Genomic DNA, 14,664 nt, shown 5'->3' with positions numbered 1-14,664 from the left:
CTGCACGCACGTGGCTGGCCAACATGTCGGGTTGAGAAAGGGTGTGCCCCTACTCTGCCGCGACCCTGGATTTGGCGGTAGCAAGGATCTCTTTGAGATAGCGCCCGGTGTGGCTGGCGGCGACCTCGGCCACTTCTTCGGGCGTGCCGGTGGCCACCACGGTGCCGCCGCCATCGCCGCCCTCGGGACCGATATCGATGATGTGGTCGGCGGTTTTGATCACGTCGAGATTGTGTTCAATCACCACCACGGTGTTGCCCTGGTCCACCAGCTCGTGCAGCACTTCGAGCAGTTTGCGCACGTCTTCGAAATGCAGGCCCGTCGTCGGCTCGTCCAAGATGTAAAGCGTGCGACCGGTGGAGCGGCGGCTGAGTTCCTTGGACAGTTTCACCCGCTGCGCCTCGCCGCCCGACAGGGTCGTTGCCTGCTGCCCGACCTTGATATAGCCCAGACCGACCCGCATCAGCGCATCCATTTTTTCGCGAATGGACGGCACGGCCTTAAAGAACTCCTGCGCGTCTTCCACGGTCATATCCAGAACGTCGGCGATGGATTTGCCCTTGAACCGAATCTCCATCGTTTCGCGGTTATACCGCGCGCCGTTGCAGGTTTCGCAGGTGACATAGACGTCGGGCAGAAAGTGCATCTCGACCTTCAGCACGCCGTCACCCTGGCAGGCCTCGCACCGGCCACCTTTGACGTTGAAACTGAACCGGCCGGGTTTATAGCCGCGGGTCTTGGCCTCGGGCAGGTTGGCGAACCATTCGCGGATCGGCGTGAAGGCGCCGGTATAGGTGGCCGGGTTCGAGCGCGGCGTGCGGCCGATGGGCCGCTGGTCGATATCGATGACCTTGTCCAGATGCTCCAACCCTTCGATGGTTTCGCAGGGCGCAGGCGTCTGCCGCGCGCCGTTCAGCCGCATCGAGGCGGTTTTGAACAAGGTTTCAATGGTCAGCGTCGACTTGCCGCCGCCTGACACGCCGGTCACGCAGACAAACTGCCCCAGCGGGAAATCGACGGTCACGTCCTGCAGGTTGTTGCCGCTGGCCTTGACCACGCGCACAGCTTTGCCCTTGCCCGGACGGCGCTCGGCGGGCACCGCGATTTCGCGCGTGCCCGACAGGTATTGCCCGGTGACCGAGCCCGCATCGGCGGCCACCTGCGCGGGTGTGCCCTGCGAGACAACTTTGCCGCCATGCACCCCGGCGCCGGGGCCAAGGTCAAAGACATAATCGGCCTCGCGGATGGCTTCCTCGTCATGTTCCACGACAATCACCGTATTGCCCTGATCGCGCAGGTTTTTCAGCGTGGTCAGCAGGCGGCCATTGTCGCGCTGGTGCAGCCCGATTGACGGTTCGTCGAGCACGTAGAGCACACCGGTCAGGCCGCTGCCGATCTGGCTGGCCAGCCGGATTCGCTGGCTTTCGCCGCCCGATAGCGTGCCCGAGGAGCGCGACAGGGTCAGGTATTCGAGGCCGACATTGTTGAGAAAGCCCAAACGCTCGCGGATCTCTTTCAGGATGGCGCGGGCGATTTCGTTTTTCTGGGCGGTCAGGCTGTCGGGGACGGTGTCGCACCAGGCCAGCGCATCGCGGATCGACATCTCGACCACCTGCCCCACATGCAACCCGGCGATTTTCACCGCCAGTGCCTCTGGCCGCAGGCGGTAGCCGTCGCAGGTGCCGCAGGGGCGGTTGTTCTGATAGCGTTCGAACTCCTCGCGCACCCAGTTGCTGTCGGTTTCGCGATAGCGGCGTTCCATGTTGGGAATGACGCCTTCGAAGGGGCGGGTCACCTCGTAAACGCGGCCGCCTTCGTCATAGCGGAACTTGATCTCTTCATCGCCGGTACCGTGCAGGAACACCTGTTGGACGTGGGCAGGAAGGTCTTTCCACGGGGTGTTCTTGTCGAATTCGTAATGGCGGGCCATGGCCTCGATGGTTTGTTTGAAATAGGGCGATTTGCCCTTGCGCCAGGGGGCCAGCGCACCGTCATAGATGGTGATGGTGGCGTCAGGGACGACGAGGCGTTCGTCAAAGAACAGCTCTTTGCCCAGCCCGTCGCAGGCCGGGCAAGCGCCGAAGGGCGCGTTGAACGAGAACAGGCGGGGTTCGATCTCGGGGATGGTGAAACCGCTGACCGGGCAGGCGAAATTTTCGCTGAAGGTGATGCGGAATGGCTCGTCGGACCCTTGCGGGCCCTTCTCGCCCGGCGAAGAGGGCGCGTCAGCGTCCGATGAGCCCGCCCGCGGCACGGTTTCGAGAATGGCGATACCGTCGGCCAGGTCCAGCGCGGTGCGCAGGCTGTCAGCAAGGCGCGTTTCCAGACCTTCGCGCACCACAATCCGGTCCACCACCACGTCGATATCGTGGCGGTATTTCTTGTCCAGCTCGGGTGGGGTTTCCAGTTCGTGAAATTCGCCATCCACCTTGACGCGTTGAAAGCCCTGCTTTCGTAACTCGATGAATTCCTTGCGATATTCGCCTTTGCGATCCCGCACGATGGGAGCCAGTAGATAGGCACGCGTGCCCTCGTCCATCGCCATCACGCGGTCCACCATATCCTGGACCTGCTGCGCCTCGATCGGCAGGCCGGTGGCCGGCGAATAAGGCGTGCCGACGCGGGCAAACAGAAGCCGCATATAGTCATAGATCTCGGTCACCGTGCCAACGGTAGAACGCGGGTTCTTCGACGTGGTTTTCTGTTCGATGGAAATCGCCGGGCTGAGCCCGCTGATGTGGTCCACATCCGGCTTTTCCATCATATCAAGGAACTGCCGGGCATAGGCGCTGAGGCTTTCGACATAGCGCCGCTGCCCCTCGGCATAGATCGTGTCAAAGGCCAGCGAGGACTTGCCCGAACCCGACAGACCGGTGATCACCACAAGCTCGTCCCGGGGAATATCCACGTCGACATTTTGCAGATTATGCTCGCGCGCGCCGCGCACTTCGATCTTCTTCAGCTCGGCCATCAACCCACCTCGGACACAATTCCTAATAGATAGTGGATGGCGGCCGAGTCTCCAATCAAAAAGTCAGAACATTCCATGAACAACTGACGCGCCCCTGACAGGAGGTTGTCAGGAATGCACCATCTGCGCCCGCCGTGCCCGCACCAGCAGCCATTGCAGAAACAGCCCAATCGCCAGCACGAGAATCGACGCCACCATCATCCCGGCATAGCCCGCCCCCGAAAGAGCCAGCAAAAGCAAAGGCGTGCCGATCGTGTTGCCCAGATTACCGGTCTGCGCCATCGCGCCATTGGCCTGCGACTGGCTGGCGACATCGGCGTTCAGCTCCGGCACCGCGGCAAAACCCGCCCCCTGCGCCAGGCCAAGGCATCCGGCCCAGATAATAGCCACCACGGGGGCGCCCGGCCAGATCAACAGCCCAAGCAGCGATAACATCGTGCCAAAAAAACTCAGCTGGATCACCGATATGGCGCTGATCGACCGCAGCAAAAAGTTGCCGATGGTCATGGAGGTTACCAGCGTCGCCAGCGGGATCATGCCCACAACAAGGGCCCGGCTGCCTTCAGGCAAAAAGGGCGGCAACAAGGTGATCATGCTGACAAAACAGAACGTATAGAACAACCAGGCCACGGCCGGGGCCGACACGAAGGGCGAGCGATAGATCGCCACATGCTGTCGAAGGATGCTCCGCGCGGACAGGCCGGGCCCGGACGTAGGTGCGGATGCCGGCAAAACGCCCCATGCCAGCCCCGCCATCACCGCCATCCACACCGCGTGAGCAGCATAGAGCGCCTCGGGGCCCTGCACCACTGCCAAGGGTTGCCCAACCCATGCGACAACGGCAAAGGCCACACCAAAAAACGTGCCCCACAACGTCAGCGCAAAGGGCCGGTAGCGGGCCGGCGTTGCCTGCGCGATCAGGGTCGGCGCGGCCACGACAATGGCCAGATGGGCAAAGCCCTCCACAACACGCGAGGCAAGAAAAAGATTAAAACTCAACCCCATAGCCTGCGCAGCTGACACAAGCGCGCCCAAAACCATGCCGCCCAGAAACACGCGCCGCAGCCCCAGCCGCGTGGCCAGCAGACCCGCCACCACGCCCAGCAAGATCCCCGTGACGCCAATCAGCGTCAGCGCCCAGCCCAGCATCAATCCGGCCCCAGGATAGACCCCGGATAATTGGTCGAATATCACGCTGACCTTCGCCCATTGCGCCGCCGCACCCAGCCCGCCCAGCCAGATGACAAAGACGCTGAAAAACGCGCGTGGTTGAGCCGTCTGCCCCATGGCGGCCACCTTCGGCGCAATCGGGTTTTGGTGCAAGCGGCCTGTCATTCACCTTTTGGGTTGACTGATAATATTCGCGGTGTTATTCATCCATATGGTTGAACGAGAGGATCAAACCCTCAGCGCCATCCTGAAAGCCGCCGCCGACCCCACGCGGCGGGCCATCCTGACGCTGCTCGCTCAGCAAGGCCCGATGCGTGTGACCGACATCGCCCGGCATTTCGAGATGAGCCTGAATTCCGTCTCCAAGCACATCAAGGTGCTGGAAAACGCGGGTCTTGCCAGTCGCCGCACCGAATGGCGCGAGCACCTGATCGAGGTGCAGATGACCCCTCTGAAAACCATCGACACCTGGTTTGCCGACCTGCGCTCGATCTGGGCGCTGCGGCTGGATGCCCTCGAAGCTGCCTTGAAGGAGGACAACGATGACTGAACTTTCGCTGGAGGTGACCCGGTCCCTTCCCTACCCGCCCGAACGCGTGTTCGACGCCTGGCTGGACCCGGCCATGCTGGCCAAATTCATGGTGCCCGGCCCCGGCATGTCGGTGCCCGAGGCACAGTCCGAGGCCAAGGTGGGCGGCCGGTTCCGCATCATCATGCGCACGCCCGATGCCAACGACCTGCCGCATGAAGGCGAATACCTGGAAATTGATCGCGCCAGCCGGCTGCAATTCACCTGGAACTCGCCCTTCAGCCAGGATGACAGCACCGTCACGCTGAACCTGACGCCGGACGGTGACGGCACGATGCTGCGGCTGACCCATGTGCGCTTCCCGGATGAGGAAAGCCGCAACAACCACCAGGGCGGCTGGACGCTGATCCTAGAAGCGCTGGAAGGCGCGCTGGCATGATCAACTGGGCCGCATTTGGCGCCGGCGTGGTGGGCGCGTTCATCCTGGGATATATCGTCTACGGGCCGTTCCTGGGCCTGCAACGCCGCTGGGCCGAGGGCACGCGCATCAACCCCGAGCCGCCCGCCTCGCCCCCGCTTGCCCCCATGGCCGCGCAAATCACCGCGCTGGCGCTGCTGGCGCTGGTCATCGCGATGACCGAAACCACGCAAGCGCTGAATACCGCGCTGGTGGCAATTCTTGCGGTCATCGCGCAAACCGTCTCGGTTGGTGTCTGGGCGCAAAAGAGCCGCTTCGCCGTCACGGTTGATGCCGGTTATGCGCTGGGCTGTGGCGTCGTCATGATCCTGGCGCACGCCATCCTGTAACAGAAAACCCACCGGCCGGGCGCCCGCACGCCCGGCCCATCCGGGCCGGGGACATGTCTTGCGGCCGCAAGGCCGCGCCTTTTAACAGCCTTCAGAAATGAATGGCAGCGCCATAGGCGTCCAACACAGCCTCGTGCATCATTTCTGACAAGGTCGGGTGCGGGAAAACCGTGTGCATAAGGTCCTCTTCGGTGGTCTCCAACTGGCGGCCCACCACGTAACCCTGGATCAGCTCGGTCACCTCCGCGCCGATCATATGCGCGCCCAGCAACTCACCCGTTCTGGCGTCGAACACCGTCTTGATGAACCCCTCGGGCTCACCTAGCGCGATCGCCTTGCCATTGCCGATGAAGGGGAACTTGCCCACCTTCACGTCATGGCCCAGCTCTTTGGCCTTCGCCTCGGTATAACCCACGCTGGCCACCTGCGGATGGCAATAGGTGCAGCCCGCAATGCTTTCGGGTTTCACCGGATGCGCGTGCTTGCCGGCGATCAGATCGGCGACCATTACCCCCTCGTGGCTGGCCTTGTGCGCCAACCATGGCGCGCCAGCAATGTCGCCAATGGCGTAAAGCCCGTCGACACCGGTGCGGCAGAATGCATCCGTAACCACATGGGTGCGGTCGATCTTGACGCCCAACGCGTCCAGCCCCAGCCCTTCGACATTACCAACGATGCCCACGGCCGAGATCACCGTGTCAAACTCCAGCTTTTGCACCTTGCCGCCCGCCTCGATATGCGCGGTGACCTTGCCCTTGGCCCGGTCCAGCTGTTTGACCATGGATTTCTCCATGATCTTCATACCCTGCTTGGTGAAGGCTTTCTTGGCAAAGGCCGACACCTCGGCATCTTCCACTGGCAGCACGCGATCCATCACCTCAACCACCGTCGTGTCAGCGCCCAACGTGTTGTAAAAGCTGGCAAATTCAATGCCAATTGCGCCCGAGCCAATCACCAGCAGTTTTTTCGGCATCCGCGGCGGCTGCAGCGCGTGTTTATAGGTCCAGACCAGATCGCCATCGGCCTCCAGCCCCGGCAATTCGCGCGCCCGCGCGCCGGTGGCCAGGATGATGTTCTTGGCGGTCAGCTCTTCGGTGCCCTTGTCGGTTTTCACCGCAACCTTGCCCTTTGCGGGGATGGTGGCAGCGCCCATCACAACGGTCACCTTGTGCTTTTTCAGCAAATGCCCCACACCGCCCGACAGCTGTTTGGCCACCCCGCGCGAGCGCGCCACAACTGCATCAATGTCATAGTCGATCTTGTCGGCACTCAGGCCAAATTCCTTGGCCCGGTGCATCAGGTGGAACACTTCCGAGGACCGCAGCAGCGCCTTGGTAGGAATACAGCCCCAGTTCAGGCAGATCCCGCCCAGATGCTCCCGCTCGACCACGGCCACGTTCAGACCGTTCTGCGCGGCACGGATCGCGGCCACATAACCGCCCGGCCCGGCGCCGATCACCACAAGATCAAAACTTTTCGACGCCATCTGTTCCCCCTGCGCTGCCAGATAGTTTGATGTTAAACTATCTGGTGGAGGGCTTCAATGCACCTTGGTCAGCTGGCCATTTTGCAGGGCATCGCATCGACTTTGTCGAGCATCGCACCATAGCCGTTATTGCTGACATACTCAGCCTCGCGCGCGGTGGAGGCGCGGTCCAGCGCCACGTTGCGGGCCGGGAAACGCCCAAAGGCGCGGATCACCTCGCGATGGGCGCGTGCGTGGCGTAGGTTCTGCCCGCCACCGCCATCCATGCGCGTGTGCATAAGGCGTACGCAGCGATCCTGATCCGACAGGCATTCCGAATGCATCAGGGGCATGTAAAAGAACTGCCGCTTCGGCCCGTCAATTTTCAGGTCAAAGCCCTGATCGATGGCGTGCTTTGCCGCGGCACGCGCCTGTGCGTCGGTGGAAAACGCCCGGCCTTCGCCACGAAACATGTTGCGCGGCATCTGGTCGGTCAGGATCAGGTAAGCCAAGGCACCTTGCGGCTGTGTCAGCCATTCATGCAAGCCACCATCTGCGGCCTGCTGCCAAAGTGGGAGAAATTGGTCGCGGATCTGCGCATCCAGCGCAGGGTCATTGACGTACCAGCGGGCCTCGCCCACTTCCGTTATCCAGAACTCGATCACATCGCTGGGGCTTGTCATTGCGCCCTCCTTATCTGTGCCAACTGCTCGGTCCTGAGACCACGCAATCAGAAATCATTTCTTGCTGCAACAATTTTAATCATAAAGCAGCCTCAGGTTGTATCCGGCTCAACCTCGTCCACACCTTCCAGATAGACTTCGCGCGCAGTTTCAACAGCCACGGCGGTGGATGATTGCAGAACAGGCGCAAACTGACCGGTATCGGCCACGTCGGGCGCGGCGCGGCGCGTGGTGCGATAAGCGGCATATGCCCCAATGGCGCTGAGCAACACGAGAATGAAGATGAAAAAGCCCGGCGGCCCCACCCAGACCATGAACGGCGCGGTGACCAGCGGCCCCGCGACCGCGCCCACACCGTTCAGGAAGATCATGCCGCCCGAGGCCGCGGCCATGTCCTCGGTATCCAGAAAGTCGTTCGTATGGGCGATCATCAGCGCGTAAAGCGGGTTCGTGGTGCCCCCGATCACGAAAGATGCCAGCAGCAGCATCCAGAACACACCGCCTGCCAGGGCTGCCACGATGGCCGCGGCACCACCCAACAACGCGACATTGAGAATCAGCATCCGTCGGTCCAGCCGGTCCGACAACCAGCCGATGGGAAATTGCAGGATCAGCCCTCCCAGGTAGATCGCCGCCAGAAACGCCGAGATTTGCACGATGCTGAGCCCCGCCCGCGAGCCATATACCGCCGCCATACCAAATGTGGCCGAGTACACCCCGCCCAGCAAAAAGCACCCCACGCAGCTGAGCGGGGATAACGCGAACAGGCGGCGGATGCCCATTGGTTGGGACGTTTCAAAGGCGGGCGTTGGTGAAACGGTCAACAGGATTGGCGCAAAAGCGATCGAAACCAGGACCGACGGCACGATGAACAGCACAAAGCCGGACGGATCCCCCAGCGTTAGAATCCCCTGTGCTGCGACGATGCCGGCCATCTGCACCGTCATGTAAAGCGACAACGACTGCCCGCGGGTTTCGTTCGTGGCGCTGTCATTCATCCAGCTTTCGGCCACCACGTAGACGCCCGAGAAACAGAACCCCATCACCACGCGCAGAAGCGTCCACGCAACCGGGTTCGTCAACGTCGGATAAAGGATCAGCACTGCCGAGATCAACGAGCCCAGCGCGGCGAAGACCCGCACGTGCCCTACGCGCCGGATCAGGTGCGGGGTGGCACGCGACCCGCCAAGGAACCCCGCGAAATAGCCCGACATCACGACCGACAACTCGGCGGTGGAGAACCCTTCGATCCCGCCGCGCACCCCCACCAGCGACCCTTGCAGACCGTTCCCGATCATCAGAAGGAACATACCCAAGAGCAGAGCCCAGGAACCTGACAACACTTTGATCATGGGTCCCTCCGCTAGGGCAGCAAAAGCGACGCGTCGCCGTATGAAAAGAACCGGTATTCGCGGGCCACGGCGTGGTCATAGATCTGCCGGATGCGATCCGCCCCTAAAAGGGCCGAGACCAGCATCAGCAAGGTAGATTTCGGCAGGTGGAAATTGGTCATCAAACCGTCGGTGACACGGAAGTCATAGCCGGGATAAATGAAGATGTCGGTGTCGCCCTGCCAGGGGTGCATGGTGCCATCGGGCGCGGCGGCGGTTTCGATCAGCCGCAGCGCGGTGGTGCCCACGGCGATGATACGCCCGCCCCTTGCGCGGGTCTGGTTGATCTCGGCCGCCGCAGCAGCGGTCACTTCGCCCCGTTCGGCATGCATGCGGTGGGTGGTCACGTCGTCTACCTTGACCGGAAGGAAGGTGCCGGCGCCCACATGCAGCGTAACCTCGGTGAAATCCACGCCCTTGTCGCGCAGCGATTGCAGCAGGGCATCGTCGAAATGCAGCGACGCCGTGGGTGCCGCGACGGCACCGGGTTCGCGTGCAAAGACGGTTTGGTAATCTTCGTTATCCTGCGCGTCGGCGGGGCGTTTGGCGGCGATATAGGGTGGCAGGGGCATGGTGCCCGCCTGTCCCAGCGCATCCTCGAAGGCGTCGCCCTGCAGGTCGAACCGAAAATGCGCCTCGCCGTCGGCGACCGCTTCCACACGCGCCCTCAGCCCAGCGCCAAATTCGACGACCTCGCCCGGTTTGATCTTGCGCAGCGGCTTGGCCAGCGCGCGCCAGAGGCCGGCATTGTCCATCGGTTCCAGCAGGGTAACCTCGACCTTGGCGGTCACAAGGCCCTGCGCAGTTTGACGGGCGCGGGTTCCAAACAGGCGCGCGGGCAGCACCTTGGTGTTGTTCAGGATCATCCTGTCGCCGGGTTGCAGCAGGTTGGGCAGATCATAGACCTGCAAATCCTGCAGCGGCTCCTGCCCCTTGGCAAATAGAAGCCGGGCCGAAGGGCGCGGATGCACAGGCCGGGTGGCAATCAGGCTGTCCGGCAGGTCGAAATCGAAATCAGACAGCTTCAATTGCCCAGCTCCGGCGGCGGCGCACGAAAGATCTCGCGGAACATACCCGGCGTCAGGATCGACAGCGGGTTCACGCGCACGGTTGGCTTTTCCGCCGAACCGACGAGCGAATAGTTAAAGCCAAACAGCCCCTCGCCCGGGCGCGAGATCACCCGGCCAATGGCGTTCAGCAGATATACAGGCGAGACGACACCACGCATGTTCACCGTGTTCTTTCTTAGGTCATAGATGCCAGACAGCGAGATACCAAGGGACGGTCCCGTGGCGGCGCCCGTCTTTATCTGGACCGCATTCGGCGTCAAGCGAAACTCGGCATTGACCGCACCAAAGATCAGGCCGCCCCCTGCCATCTGCTCCAGGATACCGACAACCGAAATCGCACTCAGCAGCGAGGCAAGCGCGGGGGCGTCCTGTACGGTGGTGTTGCGTATCTGTAGGCGGCCGTCGAATTGGCCTTTCTCAGGGCGTGGCGTCAGGACAAGATCCATCGTACCGCCTTGCGACTTTTTGAAGATGCCCGCGCCACGCAGAACGGCCCCGGCATTGTCGGATTGCACACGGATGGCGGTGCCGTGGGTCGCGGGGGCCAGGGTGGCCACAATCGGACCCCCACCGGCCACCTGCGCGGTCAGCTTGCCATTCAATCCACCGACCGGTGTCAGGTCTCCGCGCACGTCGGCCAGCAAGATCCCGTCGGACACCGCAAGCCGGTCCAGCCGCAGCGTTACCGGCGCGCCGCCCCGCCCCGATCCTTCGAGGATCGGACTGCCGCGCAGGTCCAGACGCCCGCCCTGCAGGGTGATGGCAGCCGGACGGCCTTTGCCGCGTCCGGTCAGAACGACCCCGGCATTCAACCAGGACCCCAGCCGCACATTGTCAAACCGCGCCACCTGCAATCCGCCATCATCGGCCACTGTCACGGATCCCTTGGCCTGCAATCCCCCGGCTTCGATTTCCAGAACCGGAACATCGGGTTTGAGACCCAAGGTGGCCTGAACCAAAAGCCGGCCGGTGGAGTTTGCCGGTTTGAAGAAGCCGATCGATGGCACGGAAAGCGCCACGCGGTTCAGGTCCGAGGTCAGCTGAAGGCGGGCGGGTGCGTCTCCGGGTGGCAGGTCCAGCGCGATCTCGCCCCATCCCTCGCCGCGTACCATGCCATCGGGCAAACCGATATTGAAGACGTCGATGGCACGTTCGGACAGGGCCACGCGGCCGTCGACACGGCTGCCTTTGGGTGCGTCCGGGCCTATGGCCTGACTCCAGACCCCGTTGATCGGGATACCGTCCAATTGCGCGCTGCCGCTGATCAACAGCTTTTGGTCATCAAGGCTTAGCTGCAATTCGTTCGCCGAGAGCACACGATTGGGCACCAAGGTTTCTGACCGGACATTCCGCAGAACCGCCGTGGCGGCGTATTCGACATCCTTGGCCTTGGCGTCCTTGGCGAGACTGACCCTCAGCGCCACGTCCGCCTCGGCAATGCCATCGGCGATGTCAGTGCTGCGCCCCGCTTTTTTGAACACCTCGATTGGTGGCAGGTCCAGCAACTGGATCAATCCCGGCACCGGCGCCTTGACCTTCAGCTGGACCTCGCCCATGGCCGGCTTCACGGTAATATCGGGAACATGAAAGACCGAGCCCGACACATCGGCCCGGTCCCCATTGGGCAAGGTCACCGCTCCGTCATAGACCACGACGTTGAGGTCCTTGTTCGTCAACGTGAGGTAACCCGACCCGTCCTGCACGGGCGGCAATGTTCGCAGATACCTCACGCTGGCCTCACGGAATTCGTGGCTGATCGAGAATTTGGGCTTTTGCCCGGCTTCCAACCGTATGGCCCCGCGCAGGTCAAAAAACGTGCCGCCAAGGATGTTCTCGCGCACCCACAGGCGTGTTTTCGGCACCGCGTTGGGCGGCCAGAGGGCCTGAAGACGTTCCTGTGAAATGTGATCAACATCAAGGTCCAGCCCCGCGGCCCACCCTTCGGCATCCGCGGAAATCTGACCCGAAATGCGGCTGTGCGCGCCTTCCGGATCGGTCAGAAGAACCTGCCCGATCTGCACATGGAAGGGGTTCAGGGTCACCTTGGCCTCGATCACACCGTTGGGAAACTGTACCGCGTCCTCGAACATGTCGTCGGGGGCAACCGTCAGGCCCGTGATCCGCGTCTGCGCGACAAGGGCCGTGGGCCACCCTTCTGCAAAATCCTCAAGGAACGCCTGGCCATCTGCGCGCAGGGACAAGATATCGCTGTCCACCTGCAAGGCAGAGAAAGTCAGCTGAGACTTCTCGGGGTCAAAGCGAAAGTTGCTTTTGCCGCTGCGAAAGCGGATCGGCTGTGCGCCGGCAACGGGGCTGAGAAACCCAGAGCCGATATCCAGTGACGCACTGAGGGGCAGCACCGCGCCATCCGTAGCCAGCCCCGTACGCAGAGCGCCCGAGATGGGCGCGTCCAGCACCGAAAGGAACGCCAGCGCCGGCGACTGCGTGGCAATGTCGCGTGCGGGAAGATCAGAAAAACTGACCGACAGCTGCGCCGACGCGTCGCCACGGGCCTTTGCAACGCTCATCGCCACCTCGGATGGCAGGCCCAACTCGTTGGTCAGTGAAAAGAACAGCTGCGCCGACAGCTCGCGACGCCCGGTTGTCAGGGCGAACAGGCCATCGCGCACTTCCCAGCGGCGACCGGCGCGCGTGTCAGTATAGCTGAGCCGCAGGTCTTCGACCGTCACCGACTGCAAACTGCGCAAGACCGGTTGTTCCAGCACGCGGTCCACCTGCAGCAATAGATCGTCAATGCCGCGCGATGGCAGGTCGGATTCACCCAGCGCCACCTGCAACCCACCGGTTCGGGCTCGCCGAAGCACCACGTCGGCCCCTTGCAGCGACAGGCGCCGCACCTCGATCTGGCGCCGCAAAAGCGCCTGCGTTTCCAACACCACCTCGACCGATGGCACCTCGGCCAAAACCTGCGCATTGCCGTCGATCACCGAGACGTTTTTCAATGCCAGACGGGGGGCGGAAATGGATTCAAAGAACAGGTCCGCCCCACCAAGATCAACGCGGACCGGGCCGGTGACCTGATTAAGCTGCTGTTCCAGATGTGTGGTGACCCATCCCGGGGCCGAGACCGTGCGCCCCGGCAGCATCAGGATCACCGCCAACACCACCAAGGCGGCCATCACCAACCCCGACAGCCCCCAGACGGCGCATCGAAGGCAATGGCGTGCCAAGTTGGTGGTGAATTGGATCATCCGTAACCTGTTCGATTCCCTTGCCCTTTGCGATCGGGCAACCGCGATGGTAAAGCCAAGCAACAGCGTTTCCAAGGACCCGCCACATGACCGCACAAGGTGACATCGCCCCCGACTTTGAACTGCCCGATCAGGATGGTGCCCTGCACCGCCTGTCCACCGCCAAACCAGCGCCGGTTGTTCTGTTCTTTTATCCGCGTGACGACACATCCGGCTGCACGCGTGAGGCCCAAGACTTCACGGCCCTCGCCCGGGACTTCGCCGACGCCGGTGCCATGGTGTACGGCATATCCAAGGATACGCAGGCCAAACACCAAAAATTCCGCGAGAAACGCGATCTGACGGTCACATTGTTGTCGGATGCCGAAGACATGGTCTGCGAGTCCTATGGCGTATGGGCGGAAAAGAAGATGTACGGCAAAACCTTTATGGGCATCGTGCGCACCACGGTTCTGATCGATGGCGACGGGCGCATCGCGCGTGTTTGGCCAAAGGTGAAGGTGCCCGGTCACGCCGACGAAGTGTTGCAAGCCCTGCGCGAGTTGTCCGCATGAGCCTGCTGCCGCTGGCCGAAATGGCCTGCAACGTATTGGAAACGGGCGACGGGCGCGAAAAAACCGCCCTGTCGCGGGGATACGCGGCGGCTTGGTTTGCGGCACGCGCCGAAGGTGAGCTGCCCACGATTGGGCAGGCGCAGCCGCCGTTGCACCCCGCGCGACCCGAAAAGCCCGCGCTGTTGAACCCGCGTGACGTGCCGCGCCGCCGTCCGGGTTCGCCAGCAGGCCGTATCGCGCTGCTGCACGCTATCGCGCATATCGAACTGAACGCGGTGGACCTGCATTGGGACATTATCGCGCGGTACACCGACACCAAGATGCCCGCCGGTTTCTACGATGACTGGGTCAAAGCCGCAGACGAGGAATCCAAACATTTCAATCTTTTGTGCGACTGCCTTGAAGCAAACGACAGCTTCTATGGCGATCTTCCGGCTCATGCCGGCATGTGGCGCGCGGCCGAGGATACGGTGGACGATCTGATGGGCCGCCTGGCCGTTGTGCCCATGGTTCTGGAGGCGCGCGGGCTGGACGTCACGCCGGGCATGATCGAGATTTTCAGCAAAGCGAACGATGTTCAGGCGGTCGAAGCGTTGAACGTGATCTATGCCGAAGAGGTTGGCCATGTCGCCTATGGCTCGAAATGGTTTCATTTCTTGTGCGGACGCCACGAGCTGGACCCCAAGGACGTGTTCCACAGCCTTGTTCGCAAATATTTCCACGGGGCGTTGAAGCCGCCCTTTAACGAGGAAAAGCGGGCCGAGGCGGGTTTGCCACCCGATTTCTACTGGCCATTGGCGGAAGAATAGGCA

12 protein-coding genes are annotated in these 14,664 nt (G+C 62.4%); 5 read left to right on the top strand and 7 right to left on the bottom strand.

What is annotated here, in order from left to right; genetic code table 11:
• Positions 1-49: 49 nt before the first annotated feature.
• Both uvrA and ACMU_RS15375 read right to left on the bottom strand, forming a co-directional pair.
• On the bottom strand, positions 50-2,971 hold the full coding sequence (gene uvrA, locus ACMU_RS15380; RefSeq protein WP_035261234.1) for an excinuclease ABC subunit UvrA: 2,922 nt from the start codon (positions 2,969-2,971) through the stop codon (positions 50-52).
• Between the two features lie 108 nt (positions 2,972-3,079).
• Positions 3,080-4,258, bottom strand: coding sequence for an MFS transporter (locus ACMU_RS15375; RefSeq protein WP_035261518.1), 1,179 nt, complete (start codon positions 4,256-4,258; stop codon positions 3,080-3,082).
• Positions 4,259-4,352: 94 nt separating this feature from the next.
• On the opposite strand from ACMU_RS15375, the gene ACMU_RS15370 reads away from it, so the two are divergent.
• From ACMU_RS15370 to ACMU_RS15360, 3 genes are read left to right on the top strand one after another with little or no spacing between them, the layout of a single operon-like run.
• Positions 4,353-4,691, top strand: a complete 339-nt coding sequence (locus ACMU_RS15370) for an ArsR/SmtB family transcription factor (RefSeq protein ID WP_035261232.1) — start codon at positions 4,353-4,355, stop codon at positions 4,689-4,691.
• Positions 4,684-5,109 carry an SRPBCC family protein gene (locus tag ACMU_RS15365; RefSeq protein ID WP_035261229.1) on the top strand — a complete coding sequence of 142 codons (426 nt, stop codon included), beginning with the start codon at positions 4,684-4,686 and terminating at the stop codon, positions 5,107-5,109. Before ACMU_RS15370 ends, ACMU_RS15365 begins: the two co-directional genes overlap by 8 nt.
• Entirely contained in the window at positions 5,106-5,477 is a 372-nt protein-coding gene (locus tag ACMU_RS15360; RefSeq protein ID WP_035261226.1) for a DUF1761 family protein, read from the top strand. Before ACMU_RS15365 ends, ACMU_RS15360 begins: the two co-directional genes overlap by 4 nt.
• A 91-nt stretch (positions 5,478-5,568) precedes the next feature.
• Here the strand turns inward: ACMU_RS15360 and lpdA are convergent, their stop codons facing one another.
• The 5 genes from lpdA to ACMU_RS15335 all read right to left on the bottom strand — a co-directional run bounded on the left by lpdA (position 5,569) and on the right by ACMU_RS15335 (position 13,298).
• Positions 5,569-6,963 (bottom strand): dihydrolipoyl dehydrogenase, encoded by a 1,395-nt coding sequence (gene lpdA / locus ACMU_RS15355; RefSeq protein WP_035261223.1) that lies wholly within the window; start codon positions 6,961-6,963, stop codon positions 5,569-5,571.
• A gap of 68 nt (positions 6,964-7,031) precedes the next feature.
• Entirely contained in the window at positions 7,032-7,625 is a 594-nt protein-coding gene (locus ACMU_RS15350) for a DUF924 family protein (protein ID WP_035261221.1), read from the bottom strand.
• Positions 7,626-7,717: 92 nt separating this feature from the next.
• Positions 7,718-8,977: an MFS transporter gene (locus ACMU_RS15345; protein WP_035261218.1), complete on the bottom strand. Its 1,260-nt coding sequence runs from the start codon at positions 8,975-8,977 to the stop codon at positions 7,718-7,720.
• Positions 8,978-8,988: 11 nt separating this feature from the next.
• Positions 8,989-10,044 carry a tRNA preQ1(34) S-adenosylmethionine ribosyltransferase-isomerase QueA gene (gene queA / locus ACMU_RS15340; RefSeq protein ID WP_035261215.1) on the bottom strand — a complete coding sequence of 352 codons (1,056 nt, stop codon included), beginning with the start codon at positions 10,042-10,044 and terminating at the stop codon, positions 8,989-8,991.
• Complete coding sequence (locus tag ACMU_RS15335; RefSeq protein ID WP_051588382.1) at positions 10,041-13,298, bottom strand: YhdP family protein; 3,258 nt, start codon at positions 13,296-13,298, stop codon at positions 10,041-10,043. Before ACMU_RS15335 ends, queA begins: the two co-directional genes overlap by 4 nt.
• An 86-nt stretch (positions 13,299-13,384) precedes the next feature.
• Between ACMU_RS15335 and ACMU_RS15330 the strand changes: the two genes are divergently transcribed.
• Together ACMU_RS15330 and ACMU_RS15325 are read left to right on the top strand one after the other, a co-directional pair.
• Complete coding sequence (locus ACMU_RS15330; RefSeq protein ID WP_035261212.1) at positions 13,385-13,852, top strand: peroxiredoxin; 468 nt, start codon at positions 13,385-13,387, stop codon at positions 13,850-13,852.
• Positions 13,849-14,661 (top strand): ferritin-like domain-containing protein, encoded by an 813-nt coding sequence (locus ACMU_RS15325; protein WP_201769899.1) that lies wholly within the window; start codon positions 13,849-13,851, stop codon positions 14,659-14,661. Before ACMU_RS15330 ends, ACMU_RS15325 begins: the two co-directional genes overlap by 4 nt.
• Positions 14,662-14,664: the final 3 nt, after the last annotated feature.

Origin of the sequence: Actibacterium mucosum KCTC 23349 (genome assembly GCF_000647975.1) — a bacterium.
Taxonomy (GTDB): Bacteria; Pseudomonadota; Alphaproteobacteria; order Rhodobacterales; family Rhodobacteraceae; genus Actibacterium; species Actibacterium mucosum.
The sequence above is the reverse complement of the archived record's forward strand: the minus strand, read 5'-3'. Positions and strand labels throughout refer to the sequence as shown.

Bases quoted from the DNA above. Each gene is read 5' to 3' on its own strand.
- uvrA (WP_035261234.1), bottom strand. From the start codon at position 2,971: ATGGCCGAGCTGAAGAAGATCGAAGTGCGCGGCGCGCGCGAGCATAAT.
- ACMU_RS15375 (WP_035261518.1), bottom strand. From the start codon at position 4,258: ATGGGGCAGACGGCTCAACCACGCGCGTTTTTCAGCGTCTTTGTCATC.
- ACMU_RS15370 (WP_035261232.1), top strand. From the start codon at position 4,353: ATGGTTGAACGAGAGGATCAAACCCTCAGCGCCATCCTGAAAGCCGCC.
- ACMU_RS15365 (WP_035261229.1), top strand. From the start codon at position 4,684: ATGACTGAACTTTCGCTGGAGGTGACCCGGTCCCTTCCCTACCCGCCC.
- ACMU_RS15360 (WP_035261226.1), top strand. From the start codon at position 5,106: ATGATCAACTGGGCCGCATTTGGCGCCGGCGTGGTGGGCGCGTTCATC.
- lpdA (WP_035261223.1), bottom strand. From the start codon at position 6,963: ATGGCGTCGAAAAGTTTTGATCTTGTGGTGATCGGCGCCGGGCCGGGC.
- ACMU_RS15350 (WP_035261221.1), bottom strand. From the start codon at position 7,625: ATGACAAGCCCCAGCGATGTGATCGAGTTCTGGATAACGGAAGTGGGC.
- ACMU_RS15345 (WP_035261218.1), bottom strand. From the start codon at position 8,977: ATGATCAAAGTGTTGTCAGGTTCCTGGGCTCTGCTCTTGGGTATGTTC.
- ACMU_RS15335 (WP_051588382.1), bottom strand. From the start codon at position 13,298: ATGATCCAATTCACCACCAACTTGGCACGCCATTGCCTTCGATGCGCC.
- ACMU_RS15330 (WP_035261212.1), top strand. From the start codon at position 13,385: ATGACCGCACAAGGTGACATCGCCCCCGACTTTGAACTGCCCGATCAG.
- ACMU_RS15325 (WP_201769899.1), top strand. From the start codon at position 13,849: ATGAGCCTGCTGCCGCTGGCCGAAATGGCCTGCAACGTATTGGAAACG.